Below are 22,027 nucleotides of genomic sequence, written 5' to 3' on the forward strand. Positions count from 1 at the left end.
CCGTTCAGGCCCGATAATCCCGCTTCTTCCGAACCGTGACAGGGATAGTCTTCGACGGTTCAGGCTGTATCTGCCGGGGCTGCACCAATGCACCGCCATCAGGAAGATCAAGATCCTTGGGATACCAGAATTTCCGGGTTTCACAGCGTTCCTGTTCAGGCTGCGACGAACTGACCACGTCTTGTTGTGATTTCGGATAACGATTTGCTTTAGCCCTGGCGCGATTCCCAAACTGGGGCGCTACCGAACGGGTTTCGCGCTTAATCATAATTCCGCGCCCTCGCCCAGTCCCGATTGAACTGCGCCTGAAGTTTGGGAATATCAGAACCGTTCAGCAGCAATCCAACCTCTCGGTTGACCTCCAGTGATGTCTGGGTCAGGTTCTCGCTACCGATATAAGCCAATGAATTTCCTAATACTAATTTGGCGTGCAAATATATCGGTTTCACCGGTAGTAGCCTGACCTGTACGCCATGTGCTTCCAGAAATAGCGCATCTTGGCGATCTTGGGTATTGATATTGGCTGGCATGATTACCCGCGCCAATCGGCCTTTTTCGGCAATCGCATCAAGCGTCGGCGCATAAGGTCCGATCTCCTCATCTTCAATAGCAATCGGTCCCGGCTGGTCGATGACCTGAATAATCTGATGCACCGAAGTACCGGGCGATAGCACCAGATCACGATGTGTCCATGCAGGCGCGTGCCGATTCTGCCAATCCGCATTAAATACAGCGTTGACTGCCCGCACGATGGTTGGATTTTTCGTGACGTAGAGGTAGTTTCTGGCATCGTGGAAATCAGACCAGGCAAAATTCGGATTACCGATCTCAGCTTCATGGCCTGACGCCAGATATTTTGCATGGTATGTCACCCTATGTTTGTTGACAATAAAGATAACATGTTTACAGCGAATTATAAGTATGACATAGTAACTCTCAAAGAGAGAGTCGGGTAAGGCCCAAATGATGTGTAGGGGTAGGTTGGCATCCAGTTAGAAGAACCCCCTTGGAAAGAGAGCCAAGGTAAGGAGATTATCTTTGTTGGGTACATTACATGAAACTTTTCTTTACCGATTCTACATGTAGCATTGAGGGCGTTGAGCGCCCCAATATTCCTTTTCTGTGCGATGCCCAGATGGAGTTGGTGAGTCCACCCAATCAGTATCTGCGCTACATAGCTACAGTCAGAGGCAGAACGCGGTCGGAGAAAACCTGGCAAACTTACGGGTCGAACCTGCTGGAATATTTTGCCTTTCTGGAAGCAAACGGACTGGACTGGAACGCTGTCAGCCAGGGACAAATTGCCGCATGGCGGGATGCCATGCTGGAGAGGGGGTGTGCACGGAGCACGGTCAATCAAAGATTGCGGAGTGTGCATGCTTTTTATGACTGGTCCGTTAAATCGGGAACGGCCACTGCAGTACCCTTTTCCAAGCAGGATATTTGGGTGGCCAAGCCGCGAGGATTTCTGGCCCATGTGGACGCTAAAGGAGGCCGTCTTGAGGTGAACGCGCTAACCCTCAAGACCTACGATCGTAGACCCCAATTTCTATTATTGGAAAAGGCTATCCATTTTCTGGAAGAGACCCACCCACGACGACTGCAATTGATGGGCTATCTCATGTTGTTGACGGGGATGAGACGGGAAGAAGTCACCGCCCTGGACTATCGGGTAGTCCCCAATCCCGCAGGGCGGGATCCAGGAAAACAGATCCCGATGGTCCTGGATGCGAGCATGACACCCACGAAAGGCAACAAAACGCGAACTGTGATGTTGCCTTATGATCTCGCAGTCGCCCTCCATGAATATTTTACATTCGTATGGCCCAAGCTGTTGGCCCTTCATAGAAAAAAATACAAAACTGAAACCACGCGTTTTTTTCTATCAAGAACAGGGGATCCGCTCTCCATCAAGGGCGTCAATAATGCTTTTGCCAAAGTCAGCCTGAAAACAGGTATTCCCTGTCATCCACATCTCCTGCGGCATACCTATGGGACCTATGAACTTTTGCGCATGCTCCGAACCAAGGGAGAAAGTCAGGCATTACTTTGGGTCAAGGATCGTATGGGGCACAGTTCCATTACCACAACTGAACAATACATCCATGCTGCCGACCTGATTCAGCAAGATGATATTGACGGTTACATAGCCGATGTCTGCAGGTCGCTGAGCCATGGCCATTAGGCGGACAAAATTAGACCGGAAGGTGTCCCTGACAGAAAAGGACGGCGAGCTGATTGATCTGCCACCCGGTTGGGCTTTCACAATCCAGTGTCCCCATATGGGCGAAGTCCATCTGGATTTTAACCGTTATCGGACGAATGGGAGGGAAGAGCTTGCTGAACAAATACGGGATGTTTTCTGGATGTTGCGCCATTCCTTGTCTGCAAAAAGCATTCAGACATATGAAAATATTGGCTTAAGACGCTTTTGGCTTTTTTTAGATGATTACGAACAAAATTACATTACAAATTTTAACCAAATTGATCGCCAGGTCGTTGATGATTTCTTGGTATGGTTGGGTCATAAAATATCTACAAAGGGAAAGAACAAAGGAAATAATTTTCCTATAAATTCCCAACAAAAAACATTTTATCTTGTTAAAAATATATTACTTAACTGCAAGAAATTAAATTTTAATGTCGCGAATAAGAAGTTAACATTTCCTGCAAATCCTTTTCCAAATTCTAATCGTAGTGCATTGCACCGTAAACCCTATTCACAAAATGAACAAAAACAGATTATCAATGCACTTAATGCAGATCTAAAAATAATCCATAGTGAAGACGCTAAAAAAATATCAGATTCCCAAATAATAGCCGTCCACTTGCTGATATTAGGTCTTGCAACTGGAAGAAACCTTAGCTGTTTATTAGATTTACGGGACAATAGCATACGATCACATCCAATGGATGGTCGTGACATCCTGATAACAAAAAAACGTCGAGGTTATACATCATTGGCAACATCTCTGAGTAAAAAGCATGAGAAAAAAGAACAAAAAAATATGGATACAATTCCTTCAAATATTAGTGAGCACTTCAACTTCTTTCGAAATTGGAGCAGATCCACCTATGGCGATGCTCCAGAAGGATTACAGGGATATTTATTCCTTTGGCGTATAGCACGTGACGAAAGAAAAGGCTTGCTTGTTAAGCTGCAAGATTCAACCGCAGGGAGATTCGTAATAACTTTTTCAAAGCGACACCGACTTCTGGACGACGAAGGAAAATTGCTGAAACTCAATATATCACGGCTGCGACCCACAATGGCCACCGATTTATACCGACGTACACGAGACGTACGTCGTGTGCAGATGGCGCTAGGGCATGCGCAGGCCGATACCACGCTTCGATACTACGTCACACAACCCTTAGAATCAGAAAGAGATTATGCTTTTATAATTAATAGCATGGTGAGTCAGTTCTCAAAGACGGAGGTAGAGGGTAAAGTCATGTTGGCAGCAGATGGTTCCGTGCCACTGGAGAATATAAAAAATCTAATGAGTGGTGGATACAATACAGGGATAGCGCGGTGTCAAAATCCGTTTCGCGAAAACGAATCGGTGTGCAAGAAGTTTCTCACTTGTTTTCGTTGCCCCAATATGTGTGTTTTTGAGGATGATCTTTGGCGACTATTAAGCTTTTACTATAGGCTTTTAGCTGAACGTAGCAAAATCAACCCCAACCATTGGGCCAAAACCTATGCGCCCATTATTCGACGCATAGATATAGATATTCTTCCAAACTTCTCCAGTTCTGTCGTCGCCTTAGCGAAGGAAAAAGCCCAAAAAGATCCACACCCTACCTGGCGGAGCGCTTAGATGACAGCAGGAAATTTATCGTTTCGTGAATTTCGCGCTTTGAGTCCGATTGAAAAGGCGAAAACCGCTGTTTCAGTAGATATCTCGCAAAATGGAACTTCAGTAGTAGTCAGCCGCTTTGGCGATGATATATGGGATTTTTATCCATTGATTCCACAAGATAATTTAAGTGCATCCGTAAAGAGAATTTTATGGGATGTAGTCTTGCCGGATGGGAAAAGGTTGACTGATGCTGAATTTGCATCACTACTAATGGCTTCCAAGGAGTTTATATGGTCACTCTATGCTGAACCGGTAGAAGGGGAAAAGCGTCCTTCATTGCTTACAATAATTCACAAACACGCTTATTTAAGACATTTGTTGTACTGGATGACGAAAAATAATGTTCGTTCATTCTCAGAGTTGACTGGTCGCACCATTGAATACTGTAATTATCTGAAGCACAAAAAAAATAAACCACTGAAGCCGGGAACTCTACTAATGTATTTGGGTGTTGTTGAAAATTTATATAAACAAAGAGATAAACTGAATGATGCGATAAGAACTCATCCATGGCCATTGGAAACGACTTATTCTTTATCCGGTATACTTCAATCATCAAAAAACTACCGAATACCTTCGACAGAGTTCATTCCCGACGGTTTTGCCACTCTAATTGCTCAAAAAGCGATTGATTATGTTGTCAATAAATCCGATTATATATTGAAAATAGAAGAATTCTTTGATCCTTACGGGAAAATCAGTCCGTCAGACCAGTTGGAGTCATTAACAGCAAATATATCCGAGCCATACATTATAAGCACTAAAACCATTCTCAATAAAGAAAAAATATTATTGCGCACTGCTTGTTATATCATCATTGCAATGTTTTCAGAAATACGCGATTCTGAAATAAAATCTCTTGAAACTGATTGTGTGATTCATAGACCAAGCAAAGATGGGCTAGTAGATACGATCTGGATAAAAGGGATGATTTATAAAACTGGTCTGCGTCAAAAGTTATGGCAGGTACCTCCTATTGTAGAAACAGCAATTGATGTTTTGACTCGTTTATCGGAGCCATTGCGGTACATATTCGAAGAGGAAGAGAAATATATAAAAGATCAACCAATTGAAAACCATGAAATAATAAATATCGAACACAACAAAAGAATTAATACTATAAAAAAACAAAAAAATAAGCTATTTATTGCTTTGAATAGGAAATATGGTAAATCCATATCCGTAATAAATGGTTCAACCATAAATCATAATATACAGCATTTCTGTGAGCAATTATTGAGTTCGGGTAGCTCTGAGAGCCCATTTCATCTACATCCTCATCAGTTTCGACGAACGTATGCGCGATTCATCGCCCGCTCGGAATTGGGCGATTTACTGGCACTGCGCGAACATTTCGGTCATTGGAGCCTGGATATGACCACTTATTATGCGGATGGGGGTGCAGATGAGTATGAATCGGACATCGAATTGATGGCCATGGTCACCCAGGAAAAGCAAACCCGGCAATCCGAGATTATGACTGGGTTGCTGGATTCAGAGGCCCCTTTGGCCAAGGGGGGCGAATGGCTGAAAGCCTGGCGGTCCTCAGTCCGTACGGCGGAAAACAAAGAAAAGCTGATTGCGGAGTATTCAGGATCCATTACCCTGAATGGAACCGGTCATTCCTGGTGCGTAGGGAATGCCCGGGGAACGGGATGTGGCGGCTTGTGCATTTTCGAAGCGCAAATGTGTGTGGATTGCCATTATGGCATTATTGGCCCTGAACATCGGCCCGTCTGGGAGGGTATTCGTGACCAGCAAAAGGAGGCGTTGGCTCTGGACGATATGGGAGAATCGGGTCGCGCCCGGGCGCAACTGATCCTGGACAAAGCCGAAACCGTTCTACGCAGACTGGAAGCATCAAAGGACCAATAATTATGGGTTCGGAAAAAAGCCTCGCAGCCTTGACGCAGCACGGTCAAAATTCGCTTAAGGCGACTCGCCGCAAGCTGGAAGCGGCCCTGAGCCGTCTAGTGCGTGGCAATCCGCGCCGGGTGAAAAAAGGGAGCAAAATCACGGCCACTGCCGTGGCTGTAGAAGCAGACGTGGATCGGGCGACGCTGTATCGTTTTCATGAACCGATCCTGGTACAGATTCGTAAAATCAACGACACGGCCCCTCGTACACAACTCAAGGCCCAGCGTTCCGAATTGGCAGAGGCCGAAGCGAAACTCAAGGAATACCGGAAACTGGTAGAAGAAGCGCAAGCCGAAGTCGCTGCCCTGGCCCGGATCAATTACCGGCTGGATCTCCGCATTCATGAACTGGAAACGCAACTGCAGGTCCGTGATGCCCGTATCGTGGACTATCAGAAACTGATGCGTGCACCCACAACCTTACAGAAAGTGGTCACCCTACCTAATGCTGGGGATGGAGAGACTCTCTCCTGACAGTTTTGCGCCGGAGAGCCTGACACCCGGGGGGGGGTACGTCTCCACCAGACATATTTGATATTGATCTGAATTTGGCCCAACATATAGATATGCACTTATATGAGTCAATTTTGATATGATTTTCCGCGAACCTGATCAGCCACAAGTCATTCCGGCACTCAAGGTGCTCGGAGAAGCAAACCGTCTACGCATCCTGTGCGAACTGGGTCTTGAGTGCCGTCCGGTGACAGACGTCATCACGGCAACGGGCATGGGACAAAGTAACGTCTCCTTCCACTTGCGCGTGTTGCGTGAGGCGGGATTCGTTCGCGCCGAGCGGCGCGGACCGTTCATCTATTACTGCCTCGCAGACCCCGAATTGCTGCACATCCTGCACGACCTCAAACAATGGTTGGACACGCGCCAGGCACGGGTCGCTGGCATGGACCATCAGCTCAGCCGACCGACCAGGCACCCTTCGGCAGGTGCAAGAACCAAGAGAGGATAGTCCATGTGGTCATATAGGTCGTGGGAATGGTTTCCGTTGATGTGGATCTTTCCACTGATCTTCTTGGTCGTGTTGTTGATTTTCCTCTTCCGATGTAGGGATTGGCCGATCTGCGGAAGGCGAGAGATGCGTGACAGAGAGGAAAGCGCGAAAGCGATTCTCGACCGGCGTTACGCTCGTGGGGAGATTAGCCAAGAGGAATATCAGCGAATGAAAAAGGAACTTGAATTATGATTCAGGAGCGCTTGTTTCCGGCCACAGGGATGCCCGACAGAAACTGGTGGCAAGCCTTATGGCCTGACCCCGACGGTGTAATCAAAGCACTGGGTATCAAGCCCGGAATGACAGTAGTCGACCTGGGTTGCGGATATGGTTATTTCACTGCCGCCATGGCCCGGCAGGTTGGGGCGGGACATGTCATAGGTTTCGACCTTGACCCGGAGATGCTGGATCAGGCGCAATTGGCTTGCGAGGGAATGACAAATTGTGAATGGTTGCTCGGAGACGCTATGGAACTGAGCCGCCTGGCGGGCGCAACAGCCGACTATGTCCTGATTGCGAACACCTTCCACGGCGCCCCGGACAAGACGGCGTTAGCTCGGGAAGTTGCTGCGGCTTTGAAGCCCAACGGTCGTTTGGCCATCGTCAATTGGTATCCCCTGCCGCGCGAAGAGACGACTGTATTAGACCAACCGCGAGGGCCGAGTACCCAAATGCGCATGTCCCCGGAACAAACCTGCTCGGTGGTCGAACCGGCCGGCTTTACGCTGGAAACCCTGGTCGAGTTGCCTCCTTATCATTATGGGGCAGTCTTCGTCCGTGCAAACTGATTCAGAACAGGAGAAAACTATGGCCGACAATCATGATGAAGTCATCGAACACTACAACCGCTTTCATGCGGCCGTCTATGGCCCGGTGGGCGCACTGGACCGCAAGACGCGTCATCTCATCTGTCTCGGGGCAGCGCTGGGGGCAAACTGTGAATTCTGCACGAAATATGCCCTTGGCGTGCTACGGGAACTCCAGGCGAGTGATGCGGAGATCGATGAGGCGATTAGCGTTGCCATGACCGTGGGCGCGAGCAACGCGAGGCTGCTGGCCAAGAAAGTTCGGGCTGAAAACCCATAGAACGAGAAGGATCAACCCAATCATTCACTAGGAGGTTGGACATGGAACCCAAAGATCAAAACACCAAAACAAGCGACGAATCGCAGCACGAACCAGGCGGCGCTTCCAATCCGATGGTGATGGGTATGGGCATGATGAAAAAGAGGATGGCTCAGATGGGAAACTAGCCGGGGGGTGAAACCGGCCACTTCATGCAATAGATGATGGGGATGTGCATGGGCATGCGCTCGGAAATGCTAGCTGTCATCCACAAGACTACCTCAATCGCAGCCTTTGCCACGCCGGAACTTCCCACCCTTCAACTACGAAATTGGGGATATCAGGGAGTTTGACGGGGTCCTGAGTGTCAGGCACCGTTCCCTTCGGGGAAAACCACGTGGTCGTTATGAAAAAGGAGTTAATCATGAGTAAGGAAATGACAAATCGTAAACATACTTTCCAGCGTGCACTGCTTGCTGGGGCTGTCACTATGGCTGGAGTGGGTTTTGCTGGCACAGCGATGGCAGGCGGGATGCCACCGGGCTATGTCAAGTGTTATGGCATTGCCCGTGCGCATCAAAACCAGTGTATGTCCATAGGCGGTATTACTCCCGGATCCGCAAAAACCAATGGCAATCCCGATGCCTGGCTGGCCGTACCGAAAGGGGTTTGCCTGAAAATCGTGGGTGGCAGCCTGACCCCCGGAAAGACCCCCACTAAAACCCCTGCTAAGAAATAAATAGGGGGGCCGAGGTCTCACTGGCCTCGGCATATTTTTTAGAATGCTGAAAAAACCTTTTTTGAGCATTCTGGTAGCCAGGAGAACACGCTGATGATCCAGGACACTACAGCAATTCACACTGGTGCCTTATCCAGGGAGATCCCAGTAGCTGCAGGGATTGGCCTACGTGCCTGCCATTATCGCGATTTCCAAAACGGCAAACCGCCAACGGCCTGGGTCGAGGCGCATAGTGAAAACCTGTTTGCTGCGGGTGGCTTGCCTCATAGAGTGATGCACCAGGTGCGCAGTCATTATCCCGTGAGTCTGCATGGCGTCGGTCTGTCTCTGGGAAGTGCGGACCCGTTGAATAAGGAACACCTCCAACAACTGCAGCAAGTGATCAGCCGTTATGAACCGGGACTGATTTCCGAACATCTCTGCTGGGTGTCATCGGAAGGACGCTATCTGCACGATTTATTACCCATACCGTATACCGAAGGCATGCTGCAGCATGTCAGTGATCGGATTGACCAGGTGCAGAATGTTCTGCAGCGCCAAATCCTGATCGAGAATGTTTCGGCCTATCTGCATTTTGCCGACAATCAGATGGCAGAATGGGCTTTTTTGAATGCCCTGGTAGGACGTACGGGGTGCGGGTTATTGCTGGATATCAACAATCTGTACGTCAACAGCCGGAATCTCGGAATAAATAGTGATGAGTATTTGGTAAATCTCCAAGCCAATGCCATCCATGAGATTCATTTGGCAGGATTTTCGATAGAAACTGCTTTAGGTCAGGAAGTGTTCATCGATACGCACAGCCAGGCAGTCTGGCCCGAAGTCTGGACGCTTTATCGACGGGCCCTGCAGATTATCGGCCGCCCAATCCCCACACTTATTGAATGGGATACGAACATTCCGCCACTTGCTATTCTGCTGGAGGAAGCTCAAAAAGCACAGCATATTTTGGAGGGGATCCATGCATGATGCGCTGGACTACCAAAAATCCTTTGTAGCTGCCGTCCTGTCACCGGAAGAGGGCCGCGTTATTCCCGGACTGAGCGGATCAATTTCTGCGGCTGTTGCAACTGCCATTTATCGCAACAATATTCTGGAAGGCTTCAGCGAAAGCCTCAAAAATGTTTACGGTGCGATCTTCGTGCTGATTGGAGAGGATTGTTTTCGTGAAATCGCTTATTCCTATGCTCGCTCCATTCCCTCATTATCTGGCGACCGCAACGCCTATGGCGAGCACATGCCTGCCTTTCTTGCCCACCATCCTCTCACCCGGAAACTCGCCTATTTACCCGATATGGCACGGCTGGAATGGGCCAGTCATGAAGCTTACTCTGCAGCAGAAAACTTCATCGTTAATGGATTGCATGCTTCCCTGCATCTGGTGGAGTCGAGCTATCCGCTGATGGCGCTCTGGCAACTGTGCCAGCACCCCAATGAGGAAGGCACGCTGGATTTGGATGCACTTGGTGGTGATAGCGTCCTGGTTGTGCGCCCACAGGAAGACGTACTGATGCGCAGCTTGTCCCCGGGCGAGGCGGCTTGGTATCGGGCCTTACTGGAAGGACATACCCCCGATCAGGCCACTGCTGCCGCCCGAACAGTTGAACCGGACTGTGACCCCATGTTGTACGGGGAAACAGCAGTCGGTGATGGGGTTTTACAACAACAACACTGAGGTAGCGAACACGAATGAAGTATCCAGTTATGAGCAGCACCTCTCAGGAACGAGGAGATCATCTCATCAGACTAGCGGGAAATGCCTTTTTTGGGCTGTGGGCACCGCTCATCGTATTGTTGCTGATGCTCTCTCCATCCGCCCTTGCCAGTTCATTGGTTTCAATAACGAGTCTCAATGCTTCGTCATTGATGTCGTCCACCAATAGCGTGCATCACTCACCGTTTCTGGCACCGGCCAAAGCCTTCCTCTTTAAGGCGCGCATGGCACCAAACGATACCCTGGTCCTCCAGTGGATCGCCGCGCCTCATTATCACCTCTACCGCAATCGGATCACTTTACAGGTAAGCCCTCGTTCTGCCCATTTGGCGCCTTATACCCTGCCACCGGGCAAACCGATGGATATACCGGGGGTCGGAACCCTGGCTGTTTATGAGGGCGATACCACCACGATTCGGGTGCCCGTACATTTCACGGGCACGCCCCCCAAGCAACTTCGAGTCACCAGCAGTTTTCAGGGATGTGCCAATGCCGGTGTCTGCTACCCAGTCATCACGAAAAGCTATACGCTAAGCCCGACGGGAATTATTGCCAGCACCGTACGGCATGCTCCGGCTTTGGCCGACACGCATCCTGCTCTGCAGAAGCCGGTTCAACCTTCTGTGGTGGCCGGTCAATATGGGCAGTTCGCAGCGGGATTAGCCGGCGGGCAAGTCCTCTTAACGCTACTGCTTTTCTTTCTGGCGGGCCTTGGACTAGCCTTCACACCCTGCATTTTCCCCATGATTCCCATTCTGTCCTCCCTGGTGGTCGGTCAGGGGAACACTCAGTTGACCGTGAAACAGTCCAGAAGGCATGCATTCTGGATTTCTCTGGCCTACGTGCTGGGTATGTCATTGGCCTATACGGTTGCCGGGGTTCTTGCAGCGATCACTGGATCCTATCTGCAGGCCTTTTTTCAAAATCCCTGGGTGCTCAGTGGATTCAGTGCATTGTTTGTCGTACTGGCGCTCTCCATGTTCGGTTTCTACGAATTGCAGATGCCCAATGCCATACAATCGCGCCTGTCCCGTTACGGGAAGGGCGGACACTTTCTCAGCGCCTTCGTGATGGGTGTGCTGTCCGCCCTGATCGTCGGACCGTGTGTCGCGGCCCCATTAGCGGGGGCTCTGCTGTTCATTGCCCACACCGGCAACGTAGTTCTGGGGGGGGTGGCCCTGTTCCTTCTGGGGTTGGGCATGGGGGTCCCCCTGCTGATCATCGGGACTTCTGCCGGACATTTTCTGCCCAAATCCGGCGCATGGATGAATGGCGTAAAGGCCGTCTTTGGCGTGGTTCTGCTGGGAGTGGCCATCTGGTTCCTGTCACGAATTGTGCCGGGACCGGTTACGCTGGCCTTATGGTCAGCGCTCGCCATCCTCTCAGGTATTTTTCTGGGGGCGTTTGCAGCCAATTCCGGGGGATGGCCCCGATTCTTCCAGGGACTCGGCATACTGGCTGTTGTCTATGGTGTGGTTCTCGGAGTCGGTGCCTCGGCGGGTGCTTCCCTGGTGCTTGAACCTTTGGCACCTTTCGTGGCAAAAGAGGTTTCAGTCGCCCCTCTACAGAACCATGCACTTCAAAAGCATCATCCCCTCCAGTTTACCGTGGTTCGCAGCCTTCCCCAGCTGCAATCGGCTTTGGCCGCAGCAAAAGGGCACCCGGTATTGGTGGATTTCTGGGCAACCTGGTGTGTAGAGTGCCAGCGTATGGATGTCGAAACCTATGACAATCCCCATGTAGAAAAGGCCTTGCAACCACTCACGCTAATTCGGGTGAATGTGACAGCAAGTGATGCCGCATCGCGCCACCTGCTTCATCATTTCCAGTTATTTGGGCCACCGGCAGTATTGCTGGTCAATGCGCAAGGGCATCTGGTTGCCCAATATGAAGGCTATGAAGGACCCGAAACGCTCCTGCAGCACCTGCAGCAGAAGCTGGGCCATACGATGACTGATCATTGATGTTATAAAAATTATATTGAGGAGATCGCTATGAACTGCAACACAAGACTGACCGTTTTAACCGGCATGCTGATCGGCATCTTGGGCATAGGATCTGCCCTGGCAGCCACAGAACTTCCGCCTTTACCCAAAATGGCTCAGAACAATTATTGGAAGGACATCGGCCAGCGACTGACCTATATCCAGGAAGGGCATAAAGGACCGGTCATTTATGATTTTTTTGATCCGAATTGTCCTTATTGCCACGGTATGTACGATGAGGAGCAGCCGCTAATCAAAGCCGGGAAACTCTCCGTACGTTATGTGCCGGTCGCTTATCTCATGCCCAGTAGCACCCCTGAAGCTGCCGCTATTCTGCAATCCCCGCATCGGGTCCAGGCGCTGCAACATTTTGAGGGATTGGCTGCCAAGAGTTTCGCGGCACCTATGGGACCCCAGGGGCCTGTTGGTCTGCCGCAAGCCAAAGCACTTCCACAGACGCTTCACGCTTTAAAAGTGAACATGACTGTACTGCAAAGTGCCCACTCGATGGGCGTACCCGCCATTTTGTATGAACGCAAAAATGGCACAACAGGATTAATGCCCGGCATGGTATCTCGCGGGGAACTGCTGACCATCATTCCGAATCTGAAATAATCTGCGTACCAGGAGAATAGCGCGACATGGAAAACAGGATGAGAACCCGCTGGCTGAAATGGCTGGGAATCGGGCTATTTGGCAGTAGTCTATTACTTTTTGGCACGACTTTCGCTGAAGCTCAGACAGCAACGGGAACGGCTACAGCGGTACCGCCAAAAAAACTGACGGCGAATGTTCTTTGGAAGCATATTCTGGCGCATCACCTCACTTATATTCAGGAAGGCCACCACGGTCCCATCATTTATGATTTTCAGGATCCCAATTGTCCTTACTGCCATGTGATGTACAACCATGAGGCCGCCTTGATTAAGGGCGGAAAATTGACGGTCCGTTATGTCCCCGTGGCCTTCCTGACGCCACAAAGTCCGGCAGAAGCCGCCGCTTGGCTGCAATCTTCCCATCCTCTGACAACATTGAAACATTTTGAATCCATTGTTGGTCCGGCGTTACAGAGCGGTGACTATCGCAGCCTTCCCAAAGCCACACCCACAGCAAAAACAACCCAGGATCTTAAGCATAATCTGGAAATGATGGGTGCATTGGGTTTCAATGGCACGCCCGCCATGTTGTATCGTCTCAAAAATGGTCATATTGGCCGCATCCCCGGCATGATTTCTGAAAAACAGCTTTCCGGGCTGCTGCCGCATTTGCGGTGAGTATTATAGGAACGTTGATGGCTATTGGGTCATTCCCTTCCAGGAAGCGTCACCGGAGATTGTTCGCCCAAGAGACCATTACCTACGGGTTATTGAGGAGTGCGCTATGAAGAAAAGAAGGTTGTCAGGATGGCTGCTGACTGGATGGCTGATCACACTTCCGTTGGCGGCCACGGCTGCACCTGCCCAGGAGAACATGCTTTTTCAGGAAATGACAAAGCCCCAACACGCCAATCCCAAGGCGCTTCCTCCAAGTGCTATTGCTGCAGCGATAACCCACGCACACACTTTTCTGGTCGGGCATCAGGGGCCTGAGTTAACGGCATTTATGGACCCTAACTGTATCTGGTGCCATAGATTGTATGAGAAAGCTCTGCCCATCATCGGGGCTGAAAAATTGCGGTTGCGGGTAGTTCTGGTGGGATTTCTGAAGCCCTCCAGTCCTGCCAAGGCCGCATCCATCCTGATGGCGAATAATCCAGCCAAGGCATTGGCCTATGATGAATCGCATTTCAATACCCAAACAGAAGAAGGCGGGATCCGTCCAGCCCCCAATCCTCCGCCCTTGATACGTCGCGCCGTGCGCAATAATACCCGGCTGCTTATCCGTACGGGTGAGGAAGCAACGCCCACGTTACTCTACCGGAACAAACATGGGCAGTGGGAACTACAACATGGTTTGGGGAGCCATGGGTTGCATAAAATCATGGAGATCATCTCATAAGTTGAGCGGTAAAACGCTGGAGGCGCTGGGCGGAGTGGAGGGTGCTGCCTATGCTGCCTCCGGTCACGCCAGCTACACCAAGCCCATGGCGGAGAACAGCCTGTAGTCCTGACCGAACGATATCTGATCGGGTTCCTAGTCCTGAGCTATTTGGGGTTAAAATGGCTGGGTCGTCCCACGGTTATTTCGGGGACACATACTCTTAGAGTAACTTGGGACAACGGCAGCTATCCCGCGCAAAGTGGTGACCATGGAAGGGCTTTTTAGGAACGCGGATCTGGCTGAACATGTAGCACTCTATACTGGGAGCCCAAACCCGAGGATGCCTTAAGGCTGAAAGCCAATCTCAATATAGCAACAATCGATTTGTTCGATATTATACAGTCGATCAGGAGTCTGAACCAAAGTCACCCGCGCAAATATCCTATTGATTAAGCTCAACTGCTACCACTGGAAGGCCTACTGAGTTAAAGGCACACTGCATACCGATGCATTTGCATTTCGGGGGTCGAATCGGTCTGGCGCTGACTAACCGCAAAGGCCGATTAGTGTGCGTTAGTCCAATGGCCGGTCTCGAGAACATGACAGTCAGTCTGCCGAATGACCGCTTCCGCTGCAAAATCGCCCATTATTCACCTTATTCAAGCTGCGTGGCGTTCAATCACCTCATAACCGATGCAGGCCAGCCAAACGGTCTTTGGTATCGGGCGGGAGCCATTTTTGTAGTAGGCCATCATGCGCCGAGTCATACCGATGGCTTCCGCCGCACGGCTTAAGCTGAGCTTGTTCCGCTCCATCCACAGGATGAAATCCTCACGTGTTGGTAATCCGGCCTGTTTCCTCCCCAAGGCATAGAGACTGTCTGCGCCCAGATCCAGTCCGCCGGGCCAACTCAGACCATCGCCCCAGTCATCTGTATGCCCCTGAGCGAAGAAAGCCGGATCATGGAGTGCACAAAAGGGATCTTCCGCCCGTGAAGGGCCAATAAGATCCTTAAGATCCGTGGTAAACACTTCTCCGGTGGACCAATGGATTTCTACCTGGAACAGGCCAGTAATCGTCGCCGTTTCAATTTTGGGTGCTTGATTCATGGATTCAACCTCCGTTATTCCGTCAATAGGGCATCCCGATGCGCCTGAATCCAGGTCCGCACCGGTTCCAATCGCTTTCGGGGCGAGACATAGCCGACTAGAAGCGCGCCTGTTTCAATGGCCAGCGACACACGGGATCCGTCACGAAACTGCACATGGACGTGCGGAAGCGGATGCTGCTCCCGGCCATTGATGCGTATATGCCAGTCATCCCCTACGGAGTAGTTGGTCATGGCTTCATAGTAGGGAAATCATTGCACCCTATCAAGGTTGACATCAATTTCGTTACACTTCGGTTTGCTCGGCCATTTCCAGGGCATCGTCAACCTTAATGCCGAGATAACGGACGGTGCTCTCCAGCTTGGTGTGTCCCAGCAGAAGTTGCACGGCGCGCAGATTCTTGGTGCGCTTGTAAATCAATGTGGCCTTGGTTCGGCGCATGGTATGCGTGCCATAGGCGGACGGATCCAATCCTATAGAAATAACCCAACGTTCTACAACACGCGCATACTGACGGATGGAAAGATGAGGTGAGGCGTGTTTCCTGCTGGGGAAAAGAAACTGGTCATCCTTGAGTTTGGCATGGGTGATCCAAGCAGTCAGGGCCTCTCGGGTGTGTTCGGTGATCTCAAATTGGACGGGCCTCTGAGTTTTTTGTTGGAGCACAATGGCGCGGTTCATAACGGCGTGACCATGGGCGATATCGGAAACATGCAGTCCCACGAGGTCACAGCCCCCCAATTTGCTATCGATGGCGATGTTGAAGAAGGCTAATTCACGGATCTGTTGGGCCAGTTGCAGGCGAATTCTAATGGCCCATACCTCCTGTAGTTTCAAGGGCCGTTTCTGACCTATGATTTTGTCTTTGTTCCAAGGGGTGTTGAGGTGCTGGGTGCCGTTGGGTTTTGTTTGCATGACACGGTCTCCATGGTTGTGAGAAGAAGACCATTTTTTGCAAACTCAAAGGGCGGCGCCAGACTGATAGCGGTCATTCATTATCCATGACCACTTGCAGAATTTTGTTTTGTTTTATGGCGAATCGCATCTCATATTCTTGATCTATCAGTGATGCCAATTTCCATGGTGCCAGGGTCCGTGGTGCCAATTGCCATGTTGCCAGGGTCCTGGCCTTCCATGCCCTGCCCATGGTGGCGGCCCCCGCCGAAGCCAAGGTCTGGGTCCATAGGCAACGACAGGGGGTGGCACGGGATAATATCTGACCACTGGTGGCGGCGTGTAATAAGCGACGGGGGGCGGCGCATAATACACCGGCGGTGGCGCGTAGTAGACGGGAGGCGTACCCAATTGTACGCTCAGTCCGGGAACCGCCAATCCTAAAGAAACGGCTGCCATGGCCGATGAACTGGTTAAACTCAACATCGCTGCTGCAAGGACGCCAGCAAAAATTGTCGTGCGTTTTATCGTGCGGGATTGTGGATTATTCATAAATATCTCTCGAAAAATCTTAATGGGCCGGATGGGTAATGTGCTTCCGTGCGTACATTGTTACTGATAACCCGCATGCAAGCTCCCTGGAAATAAGTCGGGTGCCCTAACACTCAGTGCAGTAACGGGTTAATTACCGTTCAGGCTGTTTTCTATTTGGGGGAGAGCAGCACCTACCCCCGCACCCACCGCACCACCTACCGCAGCACCGACGGCAGGATTGCCCGCAGCGACTGTTCCCAAAACCGCACCGCCAGCAGCACCAATAGCACCGCCACTCAGGGCACGCTGGCCCGTTGGGCTCATGTTGGCACAACCGGCTAATGCCATCACTGCTGTCAAAAGTAAGACTGCCCGGACCCACGAAGCGGCAGGATTTGCAGTTTTTATATCCGTTCCAGACATCGTAACCTCCTGTTCAAGGATTTCTCTATCAGACAATAGTCCGTAGAAATTTGCTCATACTGCATTATAGCCAACATCTGAGGCTTTCATCTGGCCATGATTCTCGTAGATCCTGACTGTAAGGACCAAAGAGGATGCGGACTGGCAGGCCATAAGGCGTCAATTACGATCTGCTGTGGTCACTGCTATATGTTGATATTTCATTTTTTGTTCCAATTTTTCAATGTCCTGAACGGGTATTGTTCTCCACTGTTCTTTCTTTGGAACTGATGATGCCAGTACTGTGGTTTGATTTTTCAACCACCATGTGGAATATCTAATGCAGAATGCGTGCCCAAGATTTACAGCCAAACCTACCTCCACGAAGGATCGAATCATGACGCAAAAAACACGGCCAGACGGTCACTGGACGTTAGAGAAACTGCAAAGCCTGCTGGGTTTTATCCTGCGTATAATAATCGCTTGCGGCACCGCCATGATGATCAGTGGCTGCTTGCCGTTAATGGCGGCAAGCGCTGCAGGTAGTGTCGTTTACTATAACATGCCGCATTCCAATAAAAATGCTGATTGAGCGTATTGTCTGACGCCCATTCCCAGTTGCCCTGCTGTGCGGCACATGCGGCCAATGATCGCCTGACAGTGGCTATTATTCCGGGTAGATTCTCAACCTGACTGAAGAGCGACAACACAAATGCTTAAAAATTAACCAGATGGAATAAGTCAGCGTTCCACTGTAGTGGACTGACTACAGTACAGTAGGGCTCGACCGAATGAAAACCGGCTGAAATCTTGTAGGAATGCTTTTTGCTGGTACGCCTTTGGTCTTTTTTATGGGAGCATCATTATGAAATCCATTCCCTCCCCCTCAACAGCTCGACGAAAATCGGTGCTATGGGTGGTGGCTACCACCCTCGTCCTTTCATCGGCCGTTGGGATCACTCCAGCACTCGCCGATAATCTTTCATTAGGCCTGGCCGTTCCGGGGCTGAGTGTTTCAGTAGGCGGAGCACCGGCCTATTATCCCGTATCCCCACCAGTAGTTTATGTGCCACCCCCACAACCCGTGTATTATTATGCGGCTCCGCCACCCCCGCCACCTCCACCGCCACCGGGACCGCCTCCACCAGGCCCGCCTCCACCGGGACCCGGGCCTTGGGGAGGGCCGCCACCACCGCCCCCACCCGGGCCTCCATCCGGCTATTACGCGGCTCCCACGCCTGTAGTGGGTTATGTATCTACTCCCTGGTAGGAATGTTGCTTGTATTTGCAAAACAGGATAAGAGAAAGGCCGTATTATTGGCTGATTGCGGGCACTTTATTGTTGAGCGGCTGCGCCTCAACGATAGCTGCCCCACCCCCAACACCTGCGTCGACGCACTATCGGCCTGAACAGATCTTACCTTATCCACCCGCCTCAACCATCTTGGCGCCCACGCATCCAATCCAGAGAACATCAGGACTACAGCGCGATTGCCAGCAATACCAGGCGCAGGTGCGTCTATTGCAACAAAAGCTGACAAAACGGCCGCACGCAGAAGGTCAAAGCGACGACCTTGACCAAATTCAGGCGGTCGTACAGCCGTTATGCACCAAACCGCTTTCTGGAACGTCCTATCGGATTGCCCGACAAGAAATTCTTCAGGCAACCCGGGATGTGGAACAACTATCCGGATCCCCTTCCACTACTACACCATAAGGAGCCTAATCCCCATGCAATATCCCCTTCGATTAAAATTCGGTCATCACCGGTACGGGTTAAAAGTTCTGGCGTTGGGTTTTTGTCTGATCGCCATGACTGGCTGCGCCAATATGAGCCCCACAGGACAACGCGCACTGAGTGGTGGGGCTATCGGTGCTGCGGGCGGTGCAGTGCTGGGTGCTGTTGTGGGTGGCAATCCGGCCGTAGGGGCCGCAGTGGGCGGTGCAGCAGGAGCAGCAACCGGCGCTTTGATGCACTGAAATCCTGATTCATGACCGGAGGAAAAGCCCCATTTCAGAAAAATGGGGCTTTTTTTAGACCTGTTTACAGAAAAATTGTCTGACTTTTACAAGACATACGCGCCCATAAAATCCTTCACGGAGGGGGTGGCGGGGGCGGCGGCCCCGGTTGCTGGTAATACGCCCCGGGACCCGCTGGCCCTCCGGGCGGCGGTGGGGGTGGGGGCGGTGCAGGATGCGCATAATATCCGCCAGGGCCCGGAGGCGGTCCAGGGGGATAGGCATAACATCCCGCCAACGCCATCAAGGTGCCGAACAAGGTCGCTACACGTAAAGCTGGCTGCCAGACTTTACGGCGCTTCAGTGACTCCATTTCATGGAACATACGGTTCTCCTGTAGGAAGATCGGTTTTTTATCTTTCCCCGAACAAATGGCTCAGGGGTTACGGTATAAAAATGTGCATACCTCCTTTCCGCTTTGCGGTCACGCTTTTCGGACTTGTGTAGCGCTTTCCAATATTGAGAAAGCAATAAGCGTTCCAGCACAGCGGAAGGATCTTGCGACAGAAGCGACATACTGAGCCGTGCCCGATTCCAGAAGAGAAGAGATCCGTTTTTATGGTAAGGGCATACAACAGGGACGCTATAGAGTCATATTGTCGCTAAAGTACAACAGACCTGCTGAAGAAAGGGCCATCTAGTCGCACCATTTCGTGAGCAGACGGCGCAGGCCACTGATTACATGAAAAATCTATCCCACGGGAACCTTTGGCATAAATTCTGCTGTCTTAGTCTCTGGACTCGACAGGGAGATTGCCTACTTCTTGTCTATCCCGAGTGGCTTGATCGTAACGGTGTGACTTCGAAAGTCCTGCCATCACTTTCCGGCTGTTTTTTGACTCAACCAACAGGAGTGTTCCGATGATTCAGAAAAAAATATGGCTTACCGCATTGACCCTCGCACTGGCATTACCCCTGGGCGCAGAAGCGTCCGTATATGGCGTCATGAATCAGGTTGGTGTTTCCGGCAATGTACAAGGGGCCACCAATCGGTATGGGAACACCAACGGTGGACTCGGTCTACGGGCCAGCCTTTACAATGGTGGATTGTTCGGCACGGCGAAATACCGCCATGAGTTCGGGGCTACTTACCAGGGTTACACCGGTGGCAATACCAACACCATTGGGCTCAAGCTCGGCTATCTTTTCAACGCCAGCAATATCCTGGCTGTCGGGCCTTATGTCGGCTATGAGTATAACCGCTTTGCACAGTCCAATGCCTATTATGACTCTCACTCTTCGCTGAGCACCAACGGTCTGGGTGGTGGTCTTTATGCGGCAGCATCTCTGCCAGGCGTCAATTTCACCGGATATGTCGGATACCTTGGCGGTATTTCGGAAACCCAGCATCTCTCTGGATTCGCACCAACCACTTTCAATCGCACTTCAGACCTTCTACAAATGGGGGTGAACGCCTATTATCCCCTAATGGCCAATGTCTCCCTGTACGTCGGATTACATGATGATGATTTTACACAGCGAGGCGCGCCCAATATTCTTCGCGGCGATGTGGGCTTGGGTATGCAGTTTTAAGGCACCATGCAGGCAGGATGGTCTGAAGCATACATCAGCGCCTGGAAACGGCGAATCCAGTATCACATTAGCCACATCAGGAGGTTAAAAATGTCCTACAGGCTTGAATTATTGCCTATCTCTCCGAGTATAGCCGCTTTGTCGTAAAATTTTTCCGAAATACGAATGGCGGGGAGAAGGATATTGAAGATTACACGAACTGAACTAGGATACTCTCAAAGAGTCAATCCTTCTGACCCTTAAGGATAACCTGTACATGTAGGTGTTCCTGGTTTTTGGGTTTCGCTAAAGCCAAGGGCGGAGGGACGGCCGCACTATTGGCTGCAGGACCATACGGGGCGTAAGCATATGGCTTGGCTGGAAGTGCTGCAGATAGTGTTTGATAACTAGGTGAATGAACGCCTATGGGTAAAGCGACTGTATTGTGCTCTTCAACGATGCGACGCACCCTGCCCCAGTTAATTTTTTCATGAACTCCATGTTTCGTCATGAATAGCTTGATGCGCATAACGGCGCGCTGGAGGTCTGAAAATCCCTCTTTATGATAAGCGTCCAAGGGCTTATAGGACTGAAGATAAAGCTGGCCATTATCAATGCCGACCAAATTGGGCCGGTCGATAATGCGAACCGGGGTCCCGACCGGAACCATGGGGAACAATTGCGCGATATTTTCAGGATACATCTGAAAACAGCCCTGACTGGACCGCATGCCTACGCCCCATGGATGGTATGTTCCATGAATGAAAATACTAGAGAGTCCCGTTTCCATCGCCAATTCGCCCATAGGATTTTCGGGGCCAGGCGGCCAGTACCATGGTATATTCATGTGAAATTTCTTCTTGAACCAGGCATGGATGTTCTTCGGAACATTCCATGCAGGCATCCGGTACTTGGCAATGATTTCAGTAGTCGTCAAGCTTTCTTTCCAGCCGGGTAGAAACACCCCAACAGGGTAAGTAAATACGACATGATCATGGGCTGGAAAGTAATAAATCCGCCGCGCAGGGATATCTACAACAATACCTACCCAAGGTTTGGGTGGTAAAACATACTGGGCGGGGATGACCACTTTACGAGCCTGCCCGGGTAGCCACGGATTAACGCCGCGGGCTAGCATTCCTCGAACTGTATCGCGTTCGCCAGCTTGCCGATAATGGCTCCGACACCGTGACCAACGCGGTTGCGCTATGCCCGAATCGCGATACAGATGTCCACAACGTTGAAAAATAAAGAAAATATATTTATCAGCTCCACGCGCACAAGTA

The 22,027-nt window shown here is 50.8% G+C and carries 29 protein-coding genes and 1 pseudogene; 19 read left to right on the plus strand and 11 right to left on the minus strand.

What is annotated here, in order from left to right; genetic code table 11:
* Nucleotides 1-4 precede the first annotated feature (4 nt).
* Together GCD22_RS12630 and GCD22_RS12635 are read right to left on the minus strand one after the other, a co-directional pair.
* Complete coding sequence (locus GCD22_RS12630; protein WP_024895286.1) at nucleotides 5-268, minus strand: hypothetical protein; 264 nt, start codon at nucleotides 266-268, stop codon at nucleotides 5-7.
* Nucleotides 261-866: pseudogene (locus tag GCD22_RS12635) on the minus strand (phospholipase D-like domain-containing protein); the annotation flags it as partial. The gene GCD22_RS12630 and the pseudogene GCD22_RS12635, both read right to left, overlap by 8 nt.
* Before the next feature lie 188 nt (nucleotides 867-1,054).
* Between GCD22_RS12635 and GCD22_RS12640 the strand changes: the two are divergent.
* From GCD22_RS12640 to GCD22_RS12710, 16 genes are all read left to right on the plus strand, one after another.
* Complete coding sequence (locus tag GCD22_RS12640; RefSeq protein ID WP_153940809.1) at nucleotides 1,055-2,185, plus strand: tyrosine-type recombinase/integrase; 1,131 nt, start codon at nucleotides 1,055-1,057, stop codon at nucleotides 2,183-2,185.
* Between the two features lie 22 nt (nucleotides 2,186-2,207).
* The gene (locus GCD22_RS12645) at nucleotides 2,208-3,824 is read left to right on the plus strand and encodes a site-specific integrase (protein WP_211371667.1); all 1,617 of its coding nucleotides are present in this window, start codon (nucleotides 2,208-2,210) and stop codon (nucleotides 3,822-3,824) included.
* Nucleotides 3,825-5,741 carry a site-specific integrase gene (locus tag GCD22_RS12650; protein WP_153940811.1) on the plus strand — a complete coding sequence of 639 codons (1,917 nt, stop codon included), beginning with the start codon at nucleotides 3,825-3,827 and terminating at the stop codon, nucleotides 5,739-5,741.
* Between the two features lie 2 nt (nucleotides 5,742-5,743).
* On the plus strand, nucleotides 5,744-6,256 hold the full coding sequence (locus tag GCD22_RS12655) for a hypothetical protein (protein WP_176211985.1): 513 nt from the start codon (nucleotides 5,744-5,746) through the stop codon (nucleotides 6,254-6,256).
* A gap of 118 nt (nucleotides 6,257-6,374) precedes the next feature.
* The gene (locus GCD22_RS12660; RefSeq protein WP_081577243.1) at nucleotides 6,375-6,746 is read left to right on the plus strand and encodes an ArsR/SmtB family transcription factor; all 372 of its coding nucleotides are present in this window, start codon (nucleotides 6,375-6,377) and stop codon (nucleotides 6,744-6,746) included.
* A gap of 126 nt (nucleotides 6,747-6,872) precedes the next feature.
* A complete protein-coding gene (locus GCD22_RS18600; RefSeq protein ID WP_226842641.1) occupies nucleotides 6,873-6,980 on the plus strand; it encodes an SHOCT domain-containing protein in 108 nt (35 codons plus the stop codon).
* Nucleotides 6,977-7,576: a class I SAM-dependent methyltransferase gene (locus GCD22_RS12670; RefSeq protein ID WP_211371668.1), complete on the plus strand. Its 600-nt coding sequence runs from the start codon at nucleotides 6,977-6,979 to the stop codon at nucleotides 7,574-7,576. The genes GCD22_RS18600 and GCD22_RS12670 overlap by 4 nt, the downstream gene beginning before the upstream one ends.
* Nucleotides 7,577-7,595: 19 nt before the next feature.
* Complete coding sequence (locus GCD22_RS12675) at nucleotides 7,596-7,874, plus strand: carboxymuconolactone decarboxylase family protein (RefSeq protein WP_051690768.1); 279 nt, start codon at nucleotides 7,596-7,598, stop codon at nucleotides 7,872-7,874.
* 41 nt (nucleotides 7,875-7,915) lie between these two features.
* Nucleotides 7,916-8,041, plus strand: a complete 126-nt coding sequence (locus GCD22_RS18770) for a hypothetical protein (protein WP_254892701.1) — start codon at nucleotides 7,916-7,918, stop codon at nucleotides 8,039-8,041.
* A 401-nt stretch (nucleotides 8,042-8,442) separates the two neighbouring features.
* The gene (bufA1, locus tag GCD22_RS19010) at nucleotides 8,443-8,592 is read left to right on the plus strand and encodes a BufA1 family periplasmic bufferin-type metallophore (protein ID WP_404812730.1); all 150 of its coding nucleotides are present in this window, start codon (nucleotides 8,443-8,445) and stop codon (nucleotides 8,590-8,592) included.
* 93 nt (nucleotides 8,593-8,685) lie between these two features.
* A complete protein-coding gene (gene bufB / locus GCD22_RS12685; RefSeq protein WP_081577240.1) occupies nucleotides 8,686-9,561 on the plus strand; it encodes an MNIO family bufferin maturase in 876 nt (291 codons plus the stop codon).
* Nucleotides 9,554-10,267 carry an HvfC/BufC N-terminal domain-containing protein gene (locus GCD22_RS12690; RefSeq protein ID WP_081577239.1) on the plus strand — a complete coding sequence of 238 codons (714 nt, stop codon included), beginning with the start codon at nucleotides 9,554-9,556 and terminating at the stop codon, nucleotides 10,265-10,267. The genes bufB and GCD22_RS12690 overlap by 8 nt, the downstream gene beginning before the upstream one ends.
* A gap of 29 nt (nucleotides 10,268-10,296) precedes the next feature.
* Entirely contained in the window at nucleotides 10,297-12,270 is a 1,974-nt protein-coding gene (dsbD, locus tag GCD22_RS12695) for a protein-disulfide reductase DsbD (protein ID WP_244947530.1), read from the plus strand.
* Between the two features lie 30 nt (nucleotides 12,271-12,300).
* Nucleotides 12,301-12,906, plus strand: coding sequence for a thioredoxin fold domain-containing protein (locus GCD22_RS12700; protein WP_244947531.1), 606 nt, complete (start codon nucleotides 12,301-12,303; stop codon nucleotides 12,904-12,906).
* Nucleotides 12,907-12,932: 26 nt separating this feature from the next.
* Complete coding sequence (locus GCD22_RS12705) at nucleotides 12,933-13,565, plus strand: thioredoxin fold domain-containing protein (RefSeq protein WP_153940771.1); 633 nt, start codon at nucleotides 12,933-12,935, stop codon at nucleotides 13,563-13,565.
* 106 nt (nucleotides 13,566-13,671) lie between these two features.
* Nucleotides 13,672-14,289, plus strand: a complete 618-nt coding sequence (locus tag GCD22_RS12710) for a thioredoxin fold domain-containing protein (RefSeq protein WP_153940772.1) — start codon at nucleotides 13,672-13,674, stop codon at nucleotides 14,287-14,289.
* Between the two features lie 641 nt (nucleotides 14,290-14,930).
* On the opposite strand, the gene GCD22_RS12715 is transcribed toward GCD22_RS12710, so the two are convergent.
* The 6 genes from GCD22_RS12715 to GCD22_RS12740 form a co-directional block, all read right to left on the minus strand.
* Entirely contained in the window at nucleotides 14,931-15,380 is a 450-nt protein-coding gene (locus GCD22_RS12715) for a DUF2442 domain-containing protein (protein WP_153940812.1), read from the minus strand.
* Nucleotides 15,381-15,394: 14 nt separating this feature from the next.
* A complete protein-coding gene (locus GCD22_RS12720; protein ID WP_035210192.1) occupies nucleotides 15,395-15,613 on the minus strand; it encodes a DUF4160 domain-containing protein in 219 nt (72 codons plus the stop codon).
* A gap of 52 nt (nucleotides 15,614-15,665) precedes the next feature.
* Entirely contained in the window at nucleotides 15,666-16,295 is a 630-nt protein-coding gene (locus tag GCD22_RS12725) for a tyrosine-type recombinase/integrase (RefSeq protein WP_031571354.1), read from the minus strand.
* Nucleotides 16,296-16,442: 147 nt separating this feature from the next.
* Entirely contained in the window at nucleotides 16,443-16,826 is a 384-nt protein-coding gene (locus GCD22_RS18240) for a hypothetical protein (RefSeq protein WP_175438503.1), read from the minus strand.
* Between the two features lie 129 nt (nucleotides 16,827-16,955).
* The gene (locus GCD22_RS12735; protein ID WP_051488159.1) at nucleotides 16,956-17,231 is read right to left on the minus strand and encodes a YMGG-like glycine zipper-containing protein; all 276 of its coding nucleotides are present in this window, start codon (nucleotides 17,229-17,231) and stop codon (nucleotides 16,956-16,958) included.
* Nucleotides 17,232-17,390: 159 nt separating this feature from the next.
* On the minus strand, nucleotides 17,391-17,582 hold the full coding sequence (locus GCD22_RS12740; RefSeq protein ID WP_139110685.1) for a hypothetical protein: 192 nt from the start codon (nucleotides 17,580-17,582) through the stop codon (nucleotides 17,391-17,393).
* Between the two features lie 25 nt (nucleotides 17,583-17,607).
* On the opposite strand from GCD22_RS12740, the gene GCD22_RS12745 reads away from it, so the two are divergent.
* Nucleotides 17,608-17,802, plus strand: coding sequence for a hypothetical protein (locus tag GCD22_RS12745; protein ID WP_024895462.1), 195 nt, complete (start codon nucleotides 17,608-17,610; stop codon nucleotides 17,800-17,802).
* 364 nt (nucleotides 17,803-18,166) lie between these two features.
* On the opposite strand, the gene GCD22_RS18245 is transcribed toward GCD22_RS12745, so the two are convergent.
* Nucleotides 18,167-18,412: a hypothetical protein gene (locus GCD22_RS18245; protein WP_029315939.1), complete on the minus strand. Its 246-nt coding sequence runs from the start codon at nucleotides 18,410-18,412 to the stop codon at nucleotides 18,167-18,169.
* Between the two features lie 529 nt (nucleotides 18,413-18,941).
* On the opposite strand from GCD22_RS18245, the gene GCD22_RS12755 reads away from it, so the two are divergent.
* Nucleotides 18,942-19,190, plus strand: a complete 249-nt coding sequence (locus tag GCD22_RS12755; protein ID WP_010636705.1) for a YMGG-like glycine zipper-containing protein — start codon at nucleotides 18,942-18,944, stop codon at nucleotides 19,188-19,190.
* Between the two features lie 115 nt (nucleotides 19,191-19,305).
* Here the strand turns inward: GCD22_RS12755 and GCD22_RS12760 are convergent, their stop codons facing one another.
* Nucleotides 19,306-19,554 carry a hypothetical protein gene (locus tag GCD22_RS12760; protein WP_077218551.1) on the minus strand — a complete coding sequence of 83 codons (249 nt, stop codon included), beginning with the start codon at nucleotides 19,552-19,554 and terminating at the stop codon, nucleotides 19,306-19,308.
* 536 nt (nucleotides 19,555-20,090) lie between these two features.
* Here GCD22_RS12760 and GCD22_RS12765 point away from each other — a divergent pair.
* A complete protein-coding gene (locus GCD22_RS12765) occupies nucleotides 20,091-20,762 on the plus strand; it encodes a hypothetical protein (protein WP_153940478.1) in 672 nt (223 codons plus the stop codon).
* Between the two features lie 223 nt (nucleotides 20,763-20,985).
* Here the strand turns inward: GCD22_RS12765 and GCD22_RS12770 are convergent, their stop codons facing one another.
* Nucleotides 20,986-21,879 carry a L,D-transpeptidase gene (locus GCD22_RS12770; protein WP_153940813.1) on the minus strand — a complete coding sequence of 298 codons (894 nt, stop codon included), beginning with the start codon at nucleotides 21,877-21,879 and terminating at the stop codon, nucleotides 20,986-20,988.
* Between the last annotated feature and the right edge of the window lie 148 nt (nucleotides 21,880-22,027).

The organism is Acidithiobacillus thiooxidans ATCC 19377 (assembly GCF_009662475.1).
GTDB classification, from domain to species: domain Bacteria; phylum Pseudomonadota; class Gammaproteobacteria; order Acidithiobacillales; family Acidithiobacillaceae; genus Acidithiobacillus; species Acidithiobacillus thiooxidans.

Excerpts from the sequence above, each read along its gene's own strand:
- GCD22_RS12755 (WP_010636705.1), top strand. The coding sequence starts at position 18,942 with ATGCAATATCCCCTTCGATTAAAATTCGGTCATCACCGGTACGGGTTA.
- GCD22_RS12675 (WP_051690768.1), top strand. The coding sequence starts at position 7,596 with ATGGCCGACAATCATGATGAAGTCATCGAACACTACAACCGCTTTCAT.
- GCD22_RS12720 (WP_035210192.1), bottom strand. The coding sequence starts at position 15,613 with ATGACCAACTACTCCGTAGGGGATGACTGGCATATACGCATCAATGGC.
- GCD22_RS12660 (WP_081577243.1), top strand. The coding sequence starts at position 6,375 with ATGATTTTCCGCGAACCTGATCAGCCACAAGTCATTCCGGCACTCAAG.
- GCD22_RS18770 (WP_254892701.1), top strand. The coding sequence starts at position 7,916 with ATGGAACCCAAAGATCAAAACACCAAAACAAGCGACGAATCGCAGCAC.
- GCD22_RS12725 (WP_031571354.1), bottom strand. The coding sequence starts at position 16,295 with ATGCAAACAAAACCCAACGGCACCCAGCACCTCAACACCCCTTGGAAC.
- GCD22_RS12705 (WP_153940771.1), top strand. The coding sequence starts at position 12,933 with ATGGAAAACAGGATGAGAACCCGCTGGCTGAAATGGCTGGGAATCGGG.
- GCD22_RS12715 (WP_153940812.1), bottom strand. The coding sequence starts at position 15,380 with ATGAATCAAGCACCCAAAATTGAAACGGCGACGATTACTGGCCTGTTC.
- GCD22_RS12745 (WP_024895462.1), top strand. The coding sequence starts at position 17,608 with ATGACGCAAAAAACACGGCCAGACGGTCACTGGACGTTAGAGAAACTG.
- GCD22_RS12650 (WP_153940811.1), top strand. The coding sequence starts at position 3,825 with ATGACAGCAGGAAATTTATCGTTTCGTGAATTTCGCGCTTTGAGTCCG.
- bufB (WP_081577240.1), top strand. The coding sequence starts at position 8,686 with ATGATCCAGGACACTACAGCAATTCACACTGGTGCCTTATCCAGGGAG.
- GCD22_RS12630 (WP_024895286.1), bottom strand. The coding sequence starts at position 268 with ATGATTAAGCGCGAAACCCGTTCGGTAGCGCCCCAGTTTGGGAATCGC.
- GCD22_RS12640 (WP_153940809.1), top strand. The coding sequence starts at position 1,055 with ATGAAACTTTTCTTTACCGATTCTACATGTAGCATTGAGGGCGTTGAG.
- GCD22_RS12700 (WP_244947531.1), top strand. The coding sequence starts at position 12,301 with ATGAACTGCAACACAAGACTGACCGTTTTAACCGGCATGCTGATCGGC.
- GCD22_RS12670 (WP_211371668.1), top strand. The coding sequence starts at position 6,977 with ATGATTCAGGAGCGCTTGTTTCCGGCCACAGGGATGCCCGACAGAAAC.
- GCD22_RS12735 (WP_051488159.1), bottom strand. The coding sequence starts at position 17,231 with ATGTCTGGAACGGATATAAAAACTGCAAATCCTGCCGCTTCGTGGGTC.
- GCD22_RS12770 (WP_153940813.1), bottom strand. The coding sequence starts at position 21,879 with ATGCTAGCCCGCGGCGTTAATCCGTGGCTACCCGGGCAGGCTCGTAAA.
- GCD22_RS12760 (WP_077218551.1), bottom strand. The coding sequence starts at position 19,554 with ATGTTCCATGAAATGGAGTCACTGAAGCGCCGTAAAGTCTGGCAGCCA.
- GCD22_RS12655 (WP_176211985.1), top strand. The coding sequence starts at position 5,744 with ATGGGTTCGGAAAAAAGCCTCGCAGCCTTGACGCAGCACGGTCAAAAT.
- bufA1 (WP_404812730.1), top strand. The coding sequence starts at position 8,443 with ATGTCCATAGGCGGTATTACTCCCGGATCCGCAAAAACCAATGGCAAT.
- GCD22_RS12710 (WP_153940772.1), top strand. The coding sequence starts at position 13,672 with ATGAAGAAAAGAAGGTTGTCAGGATGGCTGCTGACTGGATGGCTGATC.
- GCD22_RS12690 (WP_081577239.1), top strand. The coding sequence starts at position 9,554 with ATGCATGATGCGCTGGACTACCAAAAATCCTTTGTAGCTGCCGTCCTG.
- dsbD (WP_244947530.1), top strand. The coding sequence starts at position 10,297 with ATGAGCAGCACCTCTCAGGAACGAGGAGATCATCTCATCAGACTAGCG.
- GCD22_RS18600 (WP_226842641.1), top strand. The coding sequence starts at position 6,873 with ATGCGTGACAGAGAGGAAAGCGCGAAAGCGATTCTCGACCGGCGTTAC.
- GCD22_RS18240 (WP_175438503.1), bottom strand. The coding sequence starts at position 16,826 with ATGAATAATCCACAATCCCGCACGATAAAACGCACGACAATTTTTGCT.
- GCD22_RS12765 (WP_153940478.1), top strand. The coding sequence starts at position 20,091 with ATGATTCAGAAAAAAATATGGCTTACCGCATTGACCCTCGCACTGGCA.